The 19470-nt window shown below is 64.6% G+C and carries 12 protein-coding genes; 3 read left to right on the top strand and 9 right to left on the bottom strand.

All coding sequences use genetic code 11. The features are described 5' to 3' along the window. Positions 1-38: 38 nt before the first annotated feature. The 3 genes from CI805_RS11040 to CI805_RS11050 form a co-directional block, all read right to left on the bottom strand. Positions 39-1346 carry an Ig-like domain-containing protein gene (locus tag CI805_RS11040; RefSeq protein ID WP_260923248.1) on the bottom strand — a complete coding sequence of 436 codons (1308 nt, stop codon included), beginning with the start codon at positions 1344-1346 and terminating at the stop codon, positions 39-41. Continuing rightward, entirely contained in the window at positions 1343-3583 is a 2241-nt protein-coding gene (locus CI805_RS11045; RefSeq protein ID WP_260923250.1) for an Ig-like domain-containing protein, read from the bottom strand. Before CI805_RS11045 ends, CI805_RS11040 begins: the two co-directional genes overlap by 4 nt. Before the next feature lie 439 nt (positions 3584-4022). Continuing rightward, positions 4023-5165 (bottom strand): glycosyl transferase, encoded by a 1143-nt coding sequence (locus CI805_RS11050; RefSeq protein WP_260923252.1) that lies wholly within the window; start codon positions 5163-5165, stop codon positions 4023-4025. A 227-nt stretch (positions 5166-5392) separates the two neighbouring features. Between CI805_RS11050 and CI805_RS11055 the strand changes: the two genes are divergently transcribed. Genes CI805_RS11055 through CI805_RS11065 form a run of 3 tightly spaced genes read left to right on the top strand, consistent with a single transcriptional unit; the run spans position 5393 to position 7439 of the window. Then, positions 5393-6070, top strand: a complete 678-nt coding sequence (locus tag CI805_RS11055; RefSeq protein ID WP_260923255.1) for a response regulator transcription factor — start codon at positions 5393-5395, stop codon at positions 6068-6070. Continuing rightward, positions 6067-7023: a HAMP domain-containing protein gene (locus CI805_RS11060; RefSeq protein WP_260923256.1), complete on the top strand. Its 957-nt coding sequence runs from the start codon at positions 6067-6069 to the stop codon at positions 7021-7023. The genes CI805_RS11055 and CI805_RS11060 overlap by 4 nt, the downstream gene beginning before the upstream one ends. Beyond that, complete coding sequence (locus CI805_RS11065) at positions 6999-7439, top strand: sensor histidine kinase (RefSeq protein ID WP_260923258.1); 441 nt, start codon at positions 6999-7001, stop codon at positions 7437-7439. Before CI805_RS11060 ends, CI805_RS11065 begins: the two co-directional genes overlap by 25 nt. Before the next feature lie 9 nt (positions 7440-7448). Here the strand turns inward: CI805_RS11065 and CI805_RS11070 are convergent, their stop codons facing one another. The 6 genes from CI805_RS11070 to CI805_RS11095 all read right to left on the bottom strand — a co-directional run bounded on the left by CI805_RS11070 (position 7449) and on the right by CI805_RS11095 (position 19469). Then, complete coding sequence (locus tag CI805_RS11070; RefSeq protein ID WP_260923260.1) at positions 7449-9644, bottom strand: ATP-binding protein; 2196 nt, start codon at positions 9642-9644, stop codon at positions 7449-7451. Positions 9645-9814: 170 nt separating this feature from the next. Beyond that, entirely contained in the window at positions 9815-11746 is a 1932-nt protein-coding gene (locus CI805_RS11075) for an alpha-L-fucosidase (RefSeq protein WP_260923262.1), read from the bottom strand. Positions 11747-11784: 38 nt separating this feature from the next. Continuing rightward, positions 11785-13236, bottom strand: a complete 1452-nt coding sequence (locus CI805_RS11080) for a glycoside hydrolase family 125 protein (RefSeq protein ID WP_260927949.1) — start codon at positions 13234-13236, stop codon at positions 11785-11787. 35 nt (positions 13237-13271) lie between these two features. Continuing rightward, positions 13272-15884 carry a glycoside hydrolase family 3 C-terminal domain-containing protein gene (locus CI805_RS11085; RefSeq protein WP_260923263.1) on the bottom strand — a complete coding sequence of 871 codons (2613 nt, stop codon included), beginning with the start codon at positions 15882-15884 and terminating at the stop codon, positions 13272-13274. Between the two features lie 28 nt (positions 15885-15912). Beyond that, positions 15913-18513 carry a beta-mannosidase gene (locus CI805_RS11090; RefSeq protein ID WP_260923265.1) on the bottom strand — a complete coding sequence of 867 codons (2601 nt, stop codon included), beginning with the start codon at positions 18511-18513 and terminating at the stop codon, positions 15913-15915. An 11-nt stretch (positions 18514-18524) separates the two neighbouring features. Next, on the bottom strand, positions 18525-19469 hold the full coding sequence (locus tag CI805_RS11095; RefSeq protein ID WP_260927950.1) for a chitobiase/beta-hexosaminidase C-terminal domain-containing protein: 945 nt from the start codon (positions 19467-19469) through the stop codon (positions 18525-18527). Position 19470 lies beyond the last annotated feature (1 nt).

Here is a 19470-nt window from a genome sequence, read left to right on the forward strand (position 1 = left end):
AGCCGTATCGGTCGAGGTCGCGGTGAAGCTGTGCGGCCCTACGGCAAGCGGCGATGTGGCGTAAAGCTCCAGCTTCCCACCCCATTTGCAAGGGCCGTACCAAGCAGGCTCGTCCCGTCATAGATCGAGACACTGCTACCTGGCTCCGCACTCCCGCGCAGAAGTGGACTGGCGTCATCGCTCGAACCGCCCGAGGCGACCAGACCCTGAACCGCGCCAAAGTCATCGAGAGCCGAGGTGATCGAAGGTGCACTTGGTGCTGAGGTATCGATGTTCAGGCTGAATGGTGATGTCGCGGGGCTCACATTGCCCAAAGCGTCGCTTGCCGTGGCCGTGAACACATGCACGCCTTGGGCCAGTGGATTCTGGGGCGAGATAGTCCACGCACCGGCAGGCGTCGCGACCGCAGAACCCAGCAGCACTGCACCATCATACAGCGAAACGAGTGCACCCGGTTCCGCCGTCCCGGTGAATATCGGTTGGGTATCGTCGGTATAGGCGCCGCTGGCCATCGTCCCCTGCCTGCTGCCGGTATCGTCACTTGCCGACGAAATCGCAGGGGAGGCTGGCGCAGTACGGTCGATCGTTGTCGAGCTTTGCGCAGATGTATTGCCTGCGGCATCGCTGGCAGTAGCGATTACGGTATCACCGCTGGCAAGCGGATCATCAGGCGTGTACGCCCAACTCCCATCGGATCCCGCCTGTACCGTGGTATCGGCCGTGCCATCGCCATCGAGGTCGAGATTGATTGTCGCGCCGGCCTCTGCGGTCCCTGTCAGGCTATCCCCGTTGCTGGCATTGATCACTGGCGCGGAAGGTGCGGTGGTATCGACCGTAAGCGCGAAGGCGGCGCTCGGCTGGCTCTCGTTGCCCTGCGCATCCGTGGACGTGAAGGTCAGCACATGCGGACCTTCCGCCAGCGTTGGCGCAAATGACCAGTTGCCCGAAGCATCCGAAGTGGTCGTGGAGACCAGGATACCCTGATCGTAGAGCGACACCGTAACGCCCGGCTCGCTCGTCCCCACGATCAGCGGCGTCGTGTCGTCGCTGGCCGCATCGCTGGCAAGCTGCCCCTGTATCGATCCCACATCGTCCGTCACCGCCGTCAGCACCGGAACTGACGGCGGCGTGCTGTCCAGCGAGGCATCGACCGTGCCGCTGGCCGCAGGCGAGGCATTTCCAGCCGAGTCTTGTGTCACCGCGCTGATGGTGGTTCCATCCGCCAGCGCCGGATCGAACGAAACGCTCCAGCGACCGTTCGCATCCGCAGTTGCAGTCGCGTCCGGCGTTCCATCGCCATCGCTGTCGACAAGGATGGTTGCCCCTGCTTCTGCCGTGCCACTCAACGTTGCACCATCCGTGGGATTGAGAATGGGGCTGCTGGCGCCGTATAATCGAACGTCACAGGATAGGCGCTGGAAGGCCCGCTACCCACACCGTACGGATCGAGCGCTGTCACGGTAAAGCTGTGATTGCCCTCTGTCAGGGCAACGGTTGGCGTGAAAGTCCATGCCCCTCCTGCATTCGCCATCGCGGTGCCGATCGCCGTGCCGTTGTCGAGCACGGTGACGGTCGCCCCTGCCGCCGCGATTCCGCTGAGCGTCGGCGTCGGGTCGTTGCTCATCCCTCCTGCAACGATCTGCCCGGTTCCGGCGGCAACATCGTCCGACACGGCATTGATGATCGGCACAACGGGATAATTAGCGTCAACGACCGTACTGGCCGGTGACGAGACATTGCCCGCCGCATCGCGGGCCGTCACCTCGACCACGGTATCGTCCGGAATGGTTTGCGCGGGAATGTAGCTCCAGCGCCCGTTGGCATCGGCCTGTACGGTGGCATCGACCGAGCCGTCGCCGTCAATATCAATATCGACGAACACACCGGCCTGCGCCGTACCGACCAGCCCGGAACCGTTCGTCGGATCGATAAAGGGAGAATCGGGCGCCTGCGTATCGACCACAAGGTCGAACGCCGAAGAGGAAGCACTGACGTTGCCCGCGCTATCGGTAGCGGTGAACGTCAGCGAATGCGGCCCATCCTCCAGCGGGGGAGATACCTCGAAGCTCCAGGTTCCATCCGGTTGGACAAGCGCTGTCCCCAGCACCTGCGTCCCATCGTAAATCGAGATCGTCGCGCCTGCCTCTGCGCCGGTGCCGCTCAACATAGGGGCAGCGTCATCCGTTGCATCGCCACTGGCCAGTGCGCCCTGCACCATGCCCTGATCGTCCGTCACCACAGGCATCGGCACCGGCGGCGGCGTGGTATCGAGCGACTGATCGACAATCGCCGCCGCGGCAGCGGACACGTTCCCCGCAGCATCCGTTGCCGTGGCACTGACCGCAGCGCCATCCGCCAGCGCGGGATCGGCGGTGACAGTCCAGCTTCCATCATCAGCCGCTGTTGCAAAGAGATCGGCTACGCCATCACCATCGACATCCACGCCTACCAGAGCGCCCGCTTCTGCCGTACCGGCGATCGTGGTGCCGTCCGTTTCGGCAAGCACCGGTGCAGCGGGCGGTGTCAGGTCCACCGTCAGAGTATACGGGGCAGAGGCCGTGCTGGCATTGCCCAGCGCATCGGTGGCCACGACGGTGAAAGCGTGCTCGCCTTCCCCCAGCGGTGTACCAGGCGTGTACGACCAACTCCCGTTCGCAGCAGCCGTTACAGTCGCAATCAAAGTGCCGTTATCGTAGATTCCAACGCTGGCCCCCGCTTCAGTCACTCCTTCCAGAGTCGGCGTCGCATCGTCGGTAAATCCTCCCGAAACGACAATGCCCTGGATCGTTCCGGCATTGTCCATGGCATCGTTGATGAACGGCTGAGGCGGTGCGAGCGAATCCGTGACGGTGCTTGCGGGCGGGGAAACGTTCCCCGCCGCATCCACCGCCGTCGCCGTAACGCTCGTCCCATCGGCCAGTGGACTGGGCGGCGTATAGGACCAGTGCCCACTGGTATCCGCCGTCACGCTGGCATCGACCGTTCCATCGCCGTTGAGATCGAGCCGCACTGTGGCCCCCGGCTCTGCCGTGCCATCGAGGACACTCCCGTTGCTAGGTGCAATCGTCGGCGTAGCAGGCGGCGTCGTGTCGCCCGAAGGCGTACTGCCGCCGCCATTATGCCCGCCACCGCTGGACACCGCGACGATGGCCCCCGCCGCCGCCAGCCCACCAAGACCGATCAGCAACCCGCTCGACAACCCTCCCGCGACGGCAGAAGAGCTTTCAAGCGGCACCATGGTAAAGTCGACAGGGCTGCTCGAAGTTTCCGCCGGCGCAACGCAGGTCAGGTCCGCCAGATGTGCAAGCCATTGATCTCCCGTCAGGGGATCGGCAAACGTCACGGGCGTCGCCTCGCTGGTTCCGCAGGCGAAATAGCCATCCAGCCGTACAACGCTGCCATCCGCGAACGAAATCACCAGATCATCGCCGTCACGAACCATGCCTGTCACGGTACCGGCAGCAACGTCGATCCTGACCGCTGCTCCCTGTTCAACCGCAATCGATGTTACACCATCTCCTGCATGAAGCGTCTTGCTGGCCGATCCTTTTACCTTGCTGGTGATCTCGACGCGCTTGTCCATGGACTGTCTCCCGGTTGGCGGCGACCCACATCCTACGAGACAAATTTATGTGATAAAACTTAGTCAATAATACATATAACAATATAATTCATTTTTACATTCAAATTGAAGAATTTCAAAAATGATATACCATAATTTATCAGTACAACGTGATGCCGCCATTTATCAGCCGCACTTATCGTTATTTACTTTTCAAGATATAGCCGTTTTCCGTCCAAAACAGACGAAAATCTCCAAAATCATGGGGAACCAATTCCAACAACCCTGACGCACTTGTCCCGACCTGCGATCACAACCCTGGCAATGCATCCATATCGGCACAGTATAGGAGTGTGGCGACGTGCCGATCGCGACAGCGGGCAATCATCCAAGCGCTCGACAAAGAAGCAGGGCACAGCCAGATCGATACGCCTGAATGCGCATCGGCGATGCATGCCTCTCAAGCTGCGATATTCACATCCCGCCACTCGGCCCGTGCGACTACCGCCTGCGCCACCGTAACCGCAGGCGACTGTCCATCGATCCGGGGGGTGCCGTCATGCATCCATGCGATCCCCTGGATGGCATAGGCCATGCGCTCCTTCTGCCATGCGGCATAGGCGCCATGTGCGGCGATGGCGCGATCCACGGCGGCAATCACATCGACGTCCGCGCCAACGACTTCCCCGAAATGCCACATCGCGAAGTTGTCGCAGTCACGCCATGCCGTTCCCGCCACGTCGATGAACAGGCAAGGGCGTGGATGAACGAGGAATTCGTAGACCTGACTGCTCACATCGCCGACATAGATGTCGGCACCAAGCGTATAGGTCATGTCACAACCACGCTCCGACCCGAGATCCACCCGGATCTGCCCCGGCACGGCCAGCGCCTCCCATTCACGGCGACGGCGCGCACTCCAGCTTCGCGCCATCCGGATATGCGGCGCGATCACCAGGTTATAGCGGCCATCCCGCATCACCGCCTCGGCCAGCCGCTTTCCGAAGCTCGGCAAGGAACCGAACTGCTTGGAAAAGTGCGGGTTATAGAGAATGGTCTTGCGATCATTGTCGAACAGACGGGCGCGCTGCGCATGGCATTTAAGCACGGTCGCCAGCTTGACCGGCCCTGCAACAGTGCAACGATCCTCGGGCACCCTGCCGTCGGCCAGCAAGCGATCGCGATCCTTGCGGCCTGCAACGAACACCTCGTCGAAATAGGCGAAACGCGGCTCGAAGCCGACAGCCCGATCCCCTGCGCCATGCGGAATATGCAGGATCGGCGGGCAATCGCGGCCTGTGCGTGCAAGAATGGTCGAAGTCCGTTCCGCGCAAAGGATCACGTCAGCCTGAACCAGTCGCGATCGCCATGCAAGCAAGCGCCCGACCTTGCCCACCACTTTGCCGATGAAGGACACGCTGCGCGGCAAGGTCATCACCGTGACCCGCAGCATCGGCTCGCCTATCGCTGAAAGGAATGCTCCGAGCGCTCGCGCATCGCGGTGCGAGGGCACGAATATCGTCACCGCACCTGGCAGCAGGCGCTCCACCTCGCACGCGACAGGAATGATATGCGCGAACTGATGGGCTCCGCCGATAGCCATGACATGCACGCGCCCCGTGCCGCTGCCGACCATTGGAAAATGAGAAAATCGTTGTACCTGCAGGCCTGTCATGACCGTGTACTGACACGGCCTGATCGGTGACATGTGGCGCCAACATGTTTTTTTGCCCATGTTCGCGAGGCGATTCCGCGCCATGCCTCGACGCACGGCGACGTGCCGGGTATCGCCGGTTCTGGTCCCTCGTTCAGGAATATGCCGCCCTAACCATGCAGATCCTGCTTGTCGAAGATGACGACAGCCTCGCGCGCCACATTCTCGCCGGCCTTGCCGAGGCGGGACACGTCGCCGAACGGTGCGGGGACGGGCGCGAAGGACTGGTTCGCGCCACCTGCGAGACATTCGATGTCATCATCCTCGACAGGATGCTGCCCTCGCTCGACGGGCTCAAGCTGCTTGCCGCCCTTCGCGCAACGGACGATGCCACGCCGGTCCTCCTCCTGAGCGCGCTCGGCGATGTCGACGAACGGGTACGAGGGCTGCGCGCTGGTGCCGATGATTACATGACCAAGCCTTTCGCGATGTCTGAACTGCTGGCGCGCATCGAAGTGCTCGCGCGCCGCGGCAGCAGCGTCAACGAACCCGCAATGCAGATGCGCGTGGGCGAACTCGAAATCGACCTGGCGGCCCATACGGTAACCCGGCGTGGCCGCACTATCGCGCTGACGCTGCGCGAACTGCGCATCGTTGCCTATCTAGCGCGCAACGCGGGCCGGGTCGTCACGCGGTCTATGCTGCTGGAGAACGTGTGGCACTATCACTTCGATCCGCAGACCAACGTGATAGACCAGCACATCAGCAAAGTCCGCCAGAAGCTCACGATCGATGACGAACCGCAGCTGATCCATACGGTACGCGGCGTCGGCTATGTGATGCGCGCCGAATGACGCGGATCCTGCGCAGCCTGTCGTTCCGGCTGGCCCTGACTTACGCCGGAATGCTGTGCATCTCGATGGCCCTGCTCATGGGCGCCGGTTATTGGCTTCGGGTCACGATGCCGATGGAGGAACAGCGCGCAGCGGTAGAGACTGAAGCCCAGCTCTACGCCGCCGAACTGGCGAAATCCGGCATGGAGCCTGTCGCCCGGATGCTGGAGAGGCGCGATCATCAGGCTGGCGCGCGCAAACCCTTCCACGCCCTGATCGCGCCGGACGGGACCGTCATCTCCAGCAATCTGCCCAGTTGGCCGCCTCACGGCAATGACCGCTTCACGATCATCGAAGCGGACAATTTTCTCGACGGGTTCGAGATCGACTATTCCTCTCTCACCCGTGACATCCTGATGCCCGATGGCACGCGCCTGCTCGTCGGGCGCGACGTCGATGACATCGTGCGCGACCAGAACATGCTGCAAACGGCGGCTCTCTGGATTCTGTGCGGCACCATGGTACTGGGCCTGAGCGGAGGCTGGGTGATGAGCCATGCCATCGGCAAGCGACTGGAAGCCGTCACCAAGGCCGCACGACAGGTCATGGACGGCGACCTTTCGGGCCGCATCCGCGTGCGCGGCACGAACGACGATTTCGATCGCCTTGGCGAAACGCTGAACCTCATGCTCTCGCGCATCCAGACCCTGTTCGAATCCACACGGCGGGTATCGGACAATGTCGCGCACGAACTGCGCACGCCCCTTGCCCGGCTGGTCGGGCAACTGGAGGACATCGAACAGCGCGCGGGGACGATCACGAGATGCGCGCCGCGATCGAGGCCGCGATCGACGATGCCAACCGCCTGCGCCAGATATTCGCGGCGCTGCTGCGCATCTCCCGCCTCGAAGGCGGGCGCCATCCGCTGCACCTTCAGGCGACCGACGTCGTGCAGTTGCTGGAAGACGTTGTAGAACTCTACCAACCCGAAGCCGATGCCCGCGGCATAACCCTGGCGCTGAACGCGCACAGGCCTCTGGTGGCGACGCTTGACCTCGATCTGATGTTCCAACTGTTGAGCAACCTGCTCGACAATGCGCTCAAGTATGTGCCGGAAAAGGGACATGTCCTGCTCTCGGCCGAACTGCGTGACGGCCTGTTGCTGGAAGTCCTCGACGACGGCCCCGGCATCGACGGCGAACACCTCGAACGCGCGACCGAACCGTTCTATCGCGGCAATGCCTCGGCCCGCACCGCCGGAGAAGGGCTCGGGCTCAGCATGGTCGCCGCTATTGCGCAGGCCCACGGCGCTGCGCTGTCACTGTCCTACGCCACTCAAGAACCACGCAAGGGGCTGCGCATCACGCTGGCCCTGCCTCCTCTGGCCTGAAGAGGTCTGTCAGGCGACGAGTTCGTGAACCCGTGAAACCAGTGCCTCGATCATGAAGGGCTTGGTGAGAATTGCAGAGTTTGCCTCCAGCTGGCCATTGGCCGCCACGACATTCTCGGCATAGCCGGTGATGAACAGCACTTTGAGCGAAGGCCGGGTCTGGCGGGCCAGATCGGCGACCTGACGGCCGTTCATCCCGTTCGGCAGGCCAACATCGGTCACAAGCAGATCCAGCCGGCCCGCACGCTCCAGTTGCTGCGCCGCACTCGGCCCGTCAGCGGCTTCTATCACTGTGAAGCCTTCGTCTTCCAGCACTTCGACGATCAGCATGCGGATCATCGGTTCATCATCGACGACGAGAACAACCTGCCCATGGCCACCGGTATCCGACGGGCTCCTCTTATCAAGCTCGTCGAGACCCACGGGCACACCCGCATCGCTGCGCGGGAGATACATGGTGATGCGCGCGCCCTGCCCCGGCTCGCTGACGATCTCCACCTGACCACCGGACTGCCGCACGAAACCATAGATCATCGAAAGCCCCAATCCGGTGCCCTGCCCCAGCGGCTTGGTCGTAAAAAAGGGATCGAAGGCCTTCGCAGCAATGTCCGGCGACATCCCGGAGCCTGTATCGCTGACCGACACGGAGATGTAGTCGCCAGCGACCAGCCCCATACTTCCAGCCGTCGGCTCGTCGAGAGTGCGGTTCTCGGTCACAACCGTCAGCGCCCCTCCATCCGGCATGGCGTCGCGGGCATTGATGCACAGATTGAGAACGGCGTTTTCAAGCTGGTTCCGATCAATCAGGGCGGACCAGCCCAATTCGCCGCCCTCGAAGCCGACATTGATCGCCGGGCCCATCGTGCGGCTGACAAGATCCTCCAGATCCGCCATCAGCCGACCGACATCGGTGGGGAGCGGATCGAGCGTCTGCCTACGCGCGAAGGCCAGCAGCCGGTGCGTCAGCGCAGCAGCCTTGTCCACCGCGCCTTCGGCAGCGGCAAAATAGCGGTCGAGATCCTCCGTCCGCCCCTGACCAACGCGGTTGCGGATCATTTCGAGGCTGCCCCCCAGTCCCATCAGCAAATTGTTGAAATCATGCGCCAGACCGCCGGTCAACTGGCCGACAGCTTCCATCTTCTGCGCCTGCCGCAAGGCATCCTCCGCTTCCGACAGCTGTCGCGAACGTTCCTCCACCCGGCGTTCCAATGTTTCGTTCAGTTCTCCCAGTGCCATCGCCGCCTTGCGCAGATCGGCCTCGACCCCGACCCGTTCGACATGCGCCCAGGACCGCTGCGTGACTTCGCGAATCACGTCCAGGTCATAGTCATTCCACTGGCGCGGGCCGCGCGTGTGAATAGCCATCAACGCCGTCAGGCGTCCCCCTTTTACCAGCGGCATGCAGATGGTCGCCCCGATACCGATCGCCTGGAACGTCGCCGCTTCGTGCGGTGCCAGTTCGCGCAAGTTATCATTGACGATCAGCGGACGGCCCGCATGCAACTCGCGAACGGCAAGCGCACCGAAATCGGAGAGACTGTAATGCCCCAGTATCGATGGCGATCCGTCGGCAAACCAGTTGCCCCGGATCGTGAAACCATCCTCATCGGCATCCATGTCGGCATAGGCACAGTTCGATAGCGCGAGATGCTCCCCCGTCATGCGTGTGGTGATCGACAGGATACTGTCCGCATCACGGGAATCCGCCACCTTCTGACCCAGCGCATCGAGAAACGCCAGCTTGTCGCTGGTCCGGTCCAGTGCGTCACGCGCTTCATGGGTTGCCGTCGTCTCGTACAGCACGGCGAGTACACCGATCGCCTCGCCATGTTCGTCCCGAACGGCGGAATAGTCGAGATCGAGATAGACCGCTTCGGGCTGTCCATTGCGCTCGAACCGGAACATCTGGTCGTCGTAGCTGATCGCCTCTCCGGCGGTCACCCGCGCGATGATGTCCTGATTGAACGCGGCGACTTCGGGCCAGCTGTCCAGCACGCTGGAACCCAGCGACTGCGGATGCCGCCCTCCGGCGATGGGGATGTAGGGATCGTTGTAGATCATCGTCCCGCGCGCGCCCATCATCAGCGCCATCGGCACCCTGGAGGCCAGCACGAGATCGACGACCGCACGCAGCGAGGCCGACCAGTCCGAGATCGGGCCGAGCGGCGTCCCTGCCCAGTCATGGGAGGCAATCAGGCCGCTCATATGGCTGCGGCTAAAGGGAAAGCTCAAGACGTGTTGCCCCAAGCAACCGACGTCGCGACGGGATTACCGCGAGGTCAGGCAGAAACGTGTGATCTGCCTGACCTGTTCCCGGCAAGGCGCGCGTCGGTGAATTTCTCCGAAGCGCGCCGTGCCTGTGTTCCTCCCGCCGCTCAGCGCCTTGCCGAAAAGCCGCCGATACCGGCAATGGCCAGCACGGGCGCCGACAGGGCCGTCTCGGCGAACGTCAGCCGCAGGAACCGCGCTTCGACCGGCTTGTCGAAGGCCACGCGCTGGGTCGAGAGCGCGTAGGCGATGTTCGAAAACTCGCCCTCGCCCTGCTTCGTCCATGTCTTGCCGTCCATGCTGGTTTCCGCGACGTAGCCCTTGGGCGGCACGGCATGGGCATCGACCTGACGGCCCGGCGTCAGGCTGAAGCCTGCCAGTTCCACCCCACCGCCCAGATCGACCGCGACCTGCACCGGATGGCCCGGCGTCGGCGCAGGCTGCTTCCAGATCGTGGCTGCATCGTTGTCGAGCAGGACCGCCGCGCCCTCGCCGCTGGCGGAAACGACCGTCCAGCGGGTGGTGTCCAGTACCGTCGGATCGCTAGAGACGATCGCGGGCACCGGCACCGGTGCCACGGCGGCGAACAGCGCGAACTCGCTGATCGCGGGACAGGCAGGCGCTTCCAGCACCACCAGACGCACCCGGCGCGCGGTGATTTTCTGCGGCAGGCGGATCACCCGCTGCGCGCCGATGCACTCCTTCTCAGCCAGACGCTGCCACGCGCCATCGACTTCGGCCTCGACCACAAAGCGCGTGACGCGCACGCCGAGCGGCAGATATTCGCGCAGGCGGATCAGGTCAAAGTGCGTACCCGGCGCCAGATCGAGCGTGAGTGTGGGCGTGAGATCGGCATCGGGCGTGGACCAGTACGTCTCGCGACGCCCGTCGAGCACCTGCGCGGCCTCAAAGCCGCGACCGCGCGTGGCACTGGCATGGGCGACCGCGCCCTTGGTCAGATCGTTGGCCAGCGTCGCGCGCATCGCATCGCCGAAGGACTTGAGGATCTTCACGTCCTGATCGGCGATCCGTCCGCGACGGTCGGGCGGGAGGTTGAGGTTTAGGTTGGTGCCGCGCCCGATGGACTCGTCGTAAAGCTGGACCAGACGTTCCGGGCTCTTGACCTTGGAGTCCTCGTCCGCGTGGTAGAACCAGCCGGGACGGATCGACACGTCGGTCTCGGCTGGCCACCACAGTTCGCCGCCGCGAAGGCCCGAATTGCCGACATCCTGCCCATAGGGCTTGTTCGGCATGGTCGGCCAGCAGGGATCGCCCGCCACGCCGTTCTCGTTGCCCACCCAGCGGATGTCCGCCCCCAGCGGATCGAACGTGCAGGCATCGGGTTGGAGCTTGTGTACCATCTCGATGATCGAGGGCCAGTTGTAATACTTCGGCGCGTCGATGTGGCGCGTCTCGCGCGCGCCGCCGTAATAGCCGTCGCCACCATTCGCACCGTCGAACCACACCTCGAACAGCTTGCCGTAGCGGGTGCAAAGCTCTGTCAACTGGGTACGGTAATAGGTGATGTAGGCAGGCGTGCCGTAGTCTGCTCGATTGCGATCCCAGGGGCTGAGGTACAGGCCGTAGTCCAGCCCCGCCCGGCGCGTCGCATCGCCCAGTTCGCGCACGATATCGCCCTTACCCTGCTTGTAGGGGCTGTTGCGGATCGAGTGCTCGGTAGTCTGCGTCTGCCACAGGCAGAAGCCGTCATGATGCTTGGCGGTGAGGATGATCCCCTTCATGCCCGCCGCTTTCGCTGCCGCCACGATCTGGTCAGGATCGAAGTCGGTGGGGTTGAACCACTCCGGCTTCTCGTCACCGTAGCCCCATTCCTTGTCGGTGAAGGTGTTCATCGCGAAGTGAACGAAGGAATACATCCCGCGCTGGTGCCACTTCCACTGGCGCGCGGAGGGCGTCGCGCCCCACGGCTTGGGTGCATTCGCGGCGACGGCAGCATTCGCGGGCGCCGCCGAAAGCGCGCCGGCTACGGCACCGGCAGCAGCGGTTTCGGTCAGGAAGCGGCGGCGGGAAAAGTCCATGGTCTGTCCTTCAGGGAAACGGAGGCGGGCAGCGCGCGTCAGAGCGGCGCGGCGAGAATTTCGGGATGCGTGTCGACCAGCTTGACGATCAGTTCGCCGAACAGGCCGTTCGCCCAGGCGAACCAGGGCCGCGTGAACTTGGTGGGATCGTTGCAGTCCACCGCTTCGTGGATGAAGCCGGTGTTTGCATCGGTATCGCGCAAGGTGCGCAACAACGAGCGCAGCAGCGCCGGATCGTCGGTGGAGAGCGCCCTCACGATCAGGCTCATCGGCCAGACCTGCCCGAGCCCCACATGCGGACCGCCGATGCCTTCCATCGCCTTGCCCTTGAAGAAATAAGGGTTGGCGTCCGACCACACAGCGGCGGCGGTCGTCTGCCACAGGGCATCGTCGGGCTTCACGCAATCAAGGAAAGCAAGGCCCAGCAGCGAGGGGACATTGGCATCGTCCATGAACATCGCATTGCCGAAACCGTCGACTTCATAGGCCCATACGCGGCGCCCGTCGGGCAGCGTCATCGTGCCCCACTGGCCCAGCGCCGTTGCCAGTTCGTCTGCCAGCAGGCGCGCATCGGCGGCCAGAGCATCGTCGCCGCGCGCTTCCTCGGCCACATAGGCCATTTCGCGCAAGGTGGTCATCGCGAAAAGGTTGGCGGGGATGAAGAACGGATAAGTGCACGAATCGTCCGAGGGGCGGAAGCCGCAGTGGATCAGGCCGACAGAGCGCGAAGGCGCGCCCCAGCCGTCGAGCTGCATCGTCTCGGTCGGGCGGTTGCTGGTGCGCTGGAAGCTGTAGGGACCGGCGCTGTCTTTGCGCTGCTGCTCACGGAAGGTGCGGATGATCGTGCGCGCGGCATCGGCCCAAAGGCCGTCGAACGGGGTCTTGTCCCCCGTCGTGCGCCAGTAGCGGAAAGCGAGGCGCGTGGGATAGCAGAGCGAATCGATCTCCCACTTGCGCTCGGCCACGCCCGGCTTCATCGCCGTCTGGTCCTTTTGCGCCCAGCCCAGATTGGTCTTAGCCGTGGGGTCCTTCATGAAGGCATTGGCGTAAGGATCGATCAGGATACAGCGCGACTGGCGAGCAATCAGGCCCCGGAACAGCTGCGTCAGCGCCTTGTCGCTCTTCGCAAGGTGCAGATAGGGCATGACCTGCGCGCTGCTGTCACGCAGCCACAGACAGGGAATGTCGCCGGTGATGACGAAGGCATCGGGCTTGCCGTCCACCTCACCCATCTCGACCGTGGTATCGAGCGTGTTGGGATAGCAGCCCACGAACATCGTTCGCAGCTTGGGATCGGAGATCTTGACCGAAACGCGCTCGATCTCGGCCTCGACCGCCTTGCTGACGAACTTGCGGTTCGCCGGCAGCGGGCGTCCGCCGCCCACCGGCATCGGGATATCCTTGGTGTAGCTGTCTGCCGCTGCCTGCGTGGCCGCCAGCGTCGGCGCCAGAGCGCCGGTCGCGAGGGCCGCGGCGCCTTTCACCAGCATGCGGCGATCGAGCTGAATTTTGCCTTTTTCAAACGTCACTTCGGCAACTCCTTCGCCTCTCCGGTCAGGGTGAAGCTGGCCCACTGGCCCGCGCCGTCACCCGGCTGGCCGCCGCCAATCCACACCTTGTAGTCGCCCGGCACCACGCGGCGAGTGCCGCGCCTGTCGACCACCGAGATGCGGCGCGGATCGAGCGTCAGCACCACCTTCGAAGACTTGCCCGGCGCCAGCTGAACGCGAGTGAAACCGGCAAGCTGGCGCTGGAGCACCGGTTCGGTCAGCATCGGCTGATGCCCATCCGACGGCGGCACCAGATAGGCCTGCACGACCTCCTCGCCCGCGCGCGCGCCGGTGTTCGAGAGCGTGACGCTGACCGTCACCGGCGAACCGGTTGTGGTCGAGCCTGCCGCCGCGCCCTGATAATCGAACGCGGTGTAGCTCAGGCCATGGCCGAAGCGCCACAGCGGCGTGCCAGTGAAGTAGCGATAGGTCCGCTCCTTCATGCCATAATCGACGAAAGCGGGCAGATCGGTGGTGTGGCGGTAGAACGTCACCGGCAGACGGCCCGAGGGGTTGTTCGCGCCCACCAGCGTATCGGCAACGGCGGTACCGCCCTCCTCGCCCGGATACCACGCCTCCAGCACCGCATCGGCCATCTCGGGATCGAGCGAGACCGCACTGCCGCTGGAAAGCACCACGATCACCGGTTTGCCGGTGGCGCGCAGGGCTTTCAGCAGGTTCGCCTGCGGTTCGGGCAGTTCGATCTCGGAGCGGTCACCGCCGACGAAGCCCGGCACCTGCACCTGCAGCGCCTCGCCTTCGAGATCGGGCGAAAGACCCAGCACCGCGACCACGGCATCGGCCTGCTTCGCGGCGCTGAGCGCGCCTGCTTCCAACGCGCCCTCAGGCGGCAACCACATCAGGCGCAGGCCTTCGTCCTCGCCGTAGTGGTCCATCTCCAGCCGGATCGGCTGCGGTGTGCCGTCCGACGTAACCGTGAACTCCACCCGCTGTTTGCCGAGCGGGCCATCGTGCAATTGCTTGCCGCCCACCCACAGACGCACATCGTCGTGGCGGTGGCAGTCCTTCCAGCACTGCGGCGCATCGAGCGCGAGGCGGTAGGTTCCCGCAGCAGGCGGCACGAACGTACCCGTCCAGCGCGCATCGAAGCGCTGCGGGTCGAGGCCTTCGGGCGCGGTACGGGTGAAGTTAAAGTCCACCCGGCGGTCCTGCCGTGCCAGCACCACCTTGCCCGCCGCATCACGGTACTCGGCGGCGAGCCCCGGCTTGCCGTTCGCGCTGAGTGCCGTCTCGGGCATCACCACCGGCGCGCCTTCGGCCAGCACCGAGCCTTGCGCATAGGTCACGTTCGCCGCGCCGAAGCGCTTGCGGATACCGTCGAGCGGCGTCACCGGATTGGCAGCGGTGCCGTGATAGTTGCCCTCCAGCACGCCGAGATCATCAGCATTGACGCCGATCACCGCCAGCTTCGCATTGGCCTTCAACGGCAGAACGCCGCCCTTGTTCTGGAGCAGGACGATGGCCTTGCGCGCGGCCTCGAGCGCCAGCGCGCGGTCGGCAGGCGTGTTGATCGCCTTGGGCGAGATCTTGCCCCACGGGTTGGGCGCGCCATAGACCACACCCAGCTTCCAGCGCGCTTCCAGCGAGCGTTCGAGCGCGGTGTTCACTTGTGCCTCGGTCAGCAGCCCGCGCGAAACTGCCTTGGGCACGCCAGCATAAGCCGTGCCGCAGTTGAAGTCCGTACCGCCCTTGATGCCCGCCGCCGAAGCCTCCGCGCTGTCGTAGGCATAGTGGTGGAACTGCCAGATGTTGCCGATCGCATCGCAGTCCGAAACGACGAAGCCTGTGAAGCCCCAGTCCTTGCGCACGGTCTGGTTCAGCAACTGGTCGCTGGCGCAGACGGGCGTGCCGTGGATCGAGTTGTACGAGCACATCAGCGAGAGGACATGACCCTGCGTCACCGCCATGCGGAACGCAGGCAGGAAGGTCGCTTCCATGTCCTGCGGGCTGGCATCGACATCGAAGCTGTCACGCCCCGCCTCGGGGCCGGAGTGCGCGACCAGATGCTTGGCGGTGGCGATCACGCGCGGGTGATCGAGATCAGGCCCCTGCAACCCGTCGATGAAGCCCACCGCAAGGCTGCCCGTCAGGAACGGGTCCTCGCCGTAGGTCTCCTGCCCACGGCCCCAGCGCGGATCGCGGAAGATGTTGATGTTGGGCGACCAGATGGTCAGCCCTTCGTAGATACGCCGGTCGGCATCGACGGGCTTCGCATTGAACTTGGCGCGCGCCTCCGTCGAGACGACCGTGCCGACCTTCTCCATCAGCGCCGGGTCCCAGGTTGCCGCAAGGCCGATAGCCTGCGGGAACACGGTGGCGACGCCGTTGCGGGCAAGACCGTGCAGCCCTTCGCTCCACCAGTCGTAGGCAGGCAGGCCCATCGCCTTGTCGGCAGGCGCCGTGCTCTGGAGCTGCGCCGCCTTCTGGTCGAGGCTGGCCCTGGTGACGGCCGAAACCACTGCTGGCGCGATGGTTTCGGTCGGTGCTTCCTCCGCCAGCGCCGAGACGCTGCCGAGAGCGAGGACAGCGAGGCCGGAAGCCGTGGCGAGCAGGCGCGGCATGGACATACGGGGTATAGTCAAATGGGCAGTCACGTTACTTTGCTCCCGCCAGCGTGCGGACCACCAGCGCCTTGCGCAGCGCGGCCTCACCGGCCTTCGAGGTGATCTGGATGGAGCGGCTCTCGCCCGGCAGCAGATCGAAGCCGTTATCGGCGGCGTGGGCATCGACCGAACCGAAGTCCAGCATCACCGCGCGGGCCAGCTTGGCCGCACGCAGCGTCACCGTGTCACCGTCCCATGTCACCGCAACCTGCGGCACCGGATAGGCCATTGCCTTGGGCAATTCGCGCTCGACGATCTGGCGCGAGACCAGCTTTCCACCCACGGTCAGTTCCGCAACGGCATAAGAGGCGTTCGACGCCGCCGTGCCGAACACCTGCGCGTCGGGCACATCGGCGCCCGTGGTTGCGGTAGTCGGCGCCAGCGTGACGTCGCCGCCAGCCTGCCCCAGCTTCGTGCCGTCCATCGCATAGCCGGTGAGCGACCACTGCGCCGCGACCGGCGACACAGCGTCCGAGACCAGCGTGACGTGCGTCGAGGCGTCCTTGTGCTCCGCCGTGACGATCTGCGGGGCAAAGAAGCGCTTGGCGGCATATTGCAGCAGCTTCCAGCGACCGTAGTGATCGATGCTCGCCCACGAGATCGAAGGCCACACGTCATTGAGCTGCCAGTAGAGCGAGCCCATCGTCACCGGCTCGCAGGCGCGGTGATGGCGCGCGGCCAGCTCGATGGCCTGCATCTGGTTGACCTGCGTCAGGTACACGAAATCGGCGAAGTCCTTCGCCGGACGCAGGCGTGCATCGAGATAGAACTGGAGGCGGGCATTGCCCTCGCCCGCCAGGAACTTCTGGTGCGCCTTCATCACCGGGCTGTCCGGCGTGAACGGCCCCTTGCCTGCGAAGTCATTGATCGTCGCCATGACCGGCATTGCCTGGAAGCCGAACTCGGACATGAAGCGCGGGCACGAAGCCGTGTAGTTCTCGACCGGCTTCGATCCCGACCATACGTCCCAGAAGTGACGGTCACCGCCCGCGTCGGTATCGGTGGGGCCGTCGTAATCGTTCGAGGGCGACCCCGGCCAGTAGGGCGTGCCCGGCGAATGCTGCGAAACCGCGCCGCGCAGCACCTGATCGAACAGCACCGTCATCGCCGTCGCGATCCGCTCCTGCTCGTCGGGGCCAACCGCCTTTTTGAACGCCTTGCGGTCGCTCCAGTTCTCCCAGCCCGAAAGCACCTCGTTACCGCCTGCCCACAGCACGATCGAAGGGTGCGAGCCCAGACGCTCGACCTGCTGTTCGGCCTCGACACGCACGTTCTCGCGATAGGCGGCATCGGGCGGCGTGACCGAACCGCCGAACATGAAGTCCTGCCAGACCATCAGGCCCAGCCTGTCCGCCGCATCGTAGAACGCATCGTCCAGATAGGTGCCGCCGCCCCAGACGCGGATCATGTTCATGTTCGCCTCGCGCGCGTCGGTGAGCAACGAAGTCATCGTGACTTCGGTCACGCGGCTGGGGAACATGTCGAGGGGGATCAGGTTCGAGCCCTTGGCGAAGATCGGCACGCCGTTGACCTTGAAGCCCATCGCGCCGCCGCCGCGGATCAGTTCAACGGTGCGCAGGCCCACGGTGCGATCCGCCGTCGCTCCCGCGCCTGCGCCGTCCGCGATGGCGCCTGCCACCTTGTAGAGCGGCTGATCGCCATAGCCTGCCGGCCACCACTTATGCGGGTGGTCGATGCTCAGCGGAAGGTCGATTTCGGTCGTGCCTGCGCCCACGGACACGGTGCGCTCGACCGGCGCCAGAGCCTGTCCGTCAGGCCCGGTAACGTTTTCGCGCAGCGTCATGCGCACCGGCTTGTCGGCGACCACATGGAAGCGTGCGCTCAGCATGGCCTCTGCGTCGTTCAGGGCCGTCTGCGTCACTTCGAACCCGGCAAGGCGGGCGTCGTCCCACGCCTCAAGGCGAACGTGCTGCCAGATGCCGGTGTTGACGATGCGCGGGCCCCAGTCCCAGCCGTAATCGTACTTCGGCTTGCGAATATAGGGCGAGGTCTGCTTGCCCTTGGGCTCATCGCCGAACGCGCTGTCGTACTCGCCCGGCAGCGGATGCGCCTCGGCCAACACCATCGGCTGGAGCTTGCGGATCGGCGAATCGAAATGCACCGCGATCTCGTTGGCACCGGCCTTCAGCCACGGTTTCGCGTCCACCCGCCAGCGGCGATGGGCGTTGTCGGCGGTGAGCACCTCGTGCCCATTGACGGTGACGGTGGCGAATGTGTCCAGCCCGTCGAACACCAGATCGAGATGCCCGCGCGAAAGCATCTGCGGCGTCACCTGAAGCGTGCGGTGCATGTCCCAGCCGGTGAGGCCCGCCCACTGGATCGCGGCTTCATTGGTGCCGATATAGGGATCGGGCACGCGCTTGCTCTCAACGAGCGTGCGCTGGATCTCGCCCGGCACCCGTACCGGGAACCAGCGGGCTTCCTTCGGGTGCGCCTTGGCGATGGCAGCGTCCGCCGGGGCGATGCGCGCAGTCCAGCCTTCGTCGAGCGAGGCCTGTGTCGGCGTGTCAGCAAGCGCGATCTGCGCGGTTCCGGCCAGTGCCAGAGCGGTAAATGCGACGATACCCTTCATCGTGTCCCCCTTCATTGCCCCTGCTCCGACCACACCACCTTCTCGACCGAATAGAGCGGATCGGAGAGGGGCGAGGTGAACTGGAAGCACACATTGCTTTCGTCCTGCATCGCCAGGTCGGCAGGCAGGACGGCATGAACATCGAACCGCTGCGGTGCGGTTTTTGGATCGGGCAGAGCCCAGCTGGCCAGCACTTTCGCGCCGGGCAGCGGATCGTGGTGCGCGGCCTTCGGGTCCTTGGCGTTCGCCGCAGCAGCTTCCTTGCAGCCGAGCGAGGCGACCAGTTCGCCGTGGGCGCTGGTGGGATAGTGCGTCGCTTGCGTCCACACATCATGCGCCAGCCCGAAGTTGCGCGGAATGCGCGCGATCGAGACCGTCACCGCCTTGGCATGGGCCAGCGGCGCGTGATCGTCGGCCTGACACGGATCGAAGATGTTGATGTTGTAGGCAGGGCCGTTCGTCGTCGCATCGGCATCGAGCGGCAGGCGCAGCCACAGCGACTGGCCGGGACAGGCCGCAAGCTGGCCGTTGGTCGTGGTCAGCAGCGCCTCGCGAGAGGTATCGAAACGGCGCGGCGCCGCCAGCATCGCGCCATCGGGCGCAAAGCTGCTGGCGGTCACGACCAAGCCGGACTTCACCGAAAGCGCGCCGGTATAGAGCTTGGACTTCGCGGTCGGCGCGGTCCCGTCGAGCGTATAGCGGATCGCTCCGAACGGCGCCTGCGTCGCCAGCGTCACGCCGACCTTGGGGGCGCCCAGCGCAACACCGCGCGACTGCGTGGTCGCGAAGGTCACGGCAAAAGCGCTGTCGGCCACTTCGACGCCCGCCTGCTTCCAGCGGCGAATCTGCGGCTCCAGCCTTGCCAGGAAGCCGGGATAGTCCTTCGCGCCTTCCACCTTCGGCGACCAGCCATCCTCGGCCACGGCGCCCGCGCGGGGAAACAGCTTGTGCTGCATC

Source organism: Novosphingobium sp. 9, assembly GCF_025340265.1.
Classification (GTDB): domain Bacteria; phylum Pseudomonadota; class Alphaproteobacteria; order Sphingomonadales; family Sphingomonadaceae; genus Novosphingobium.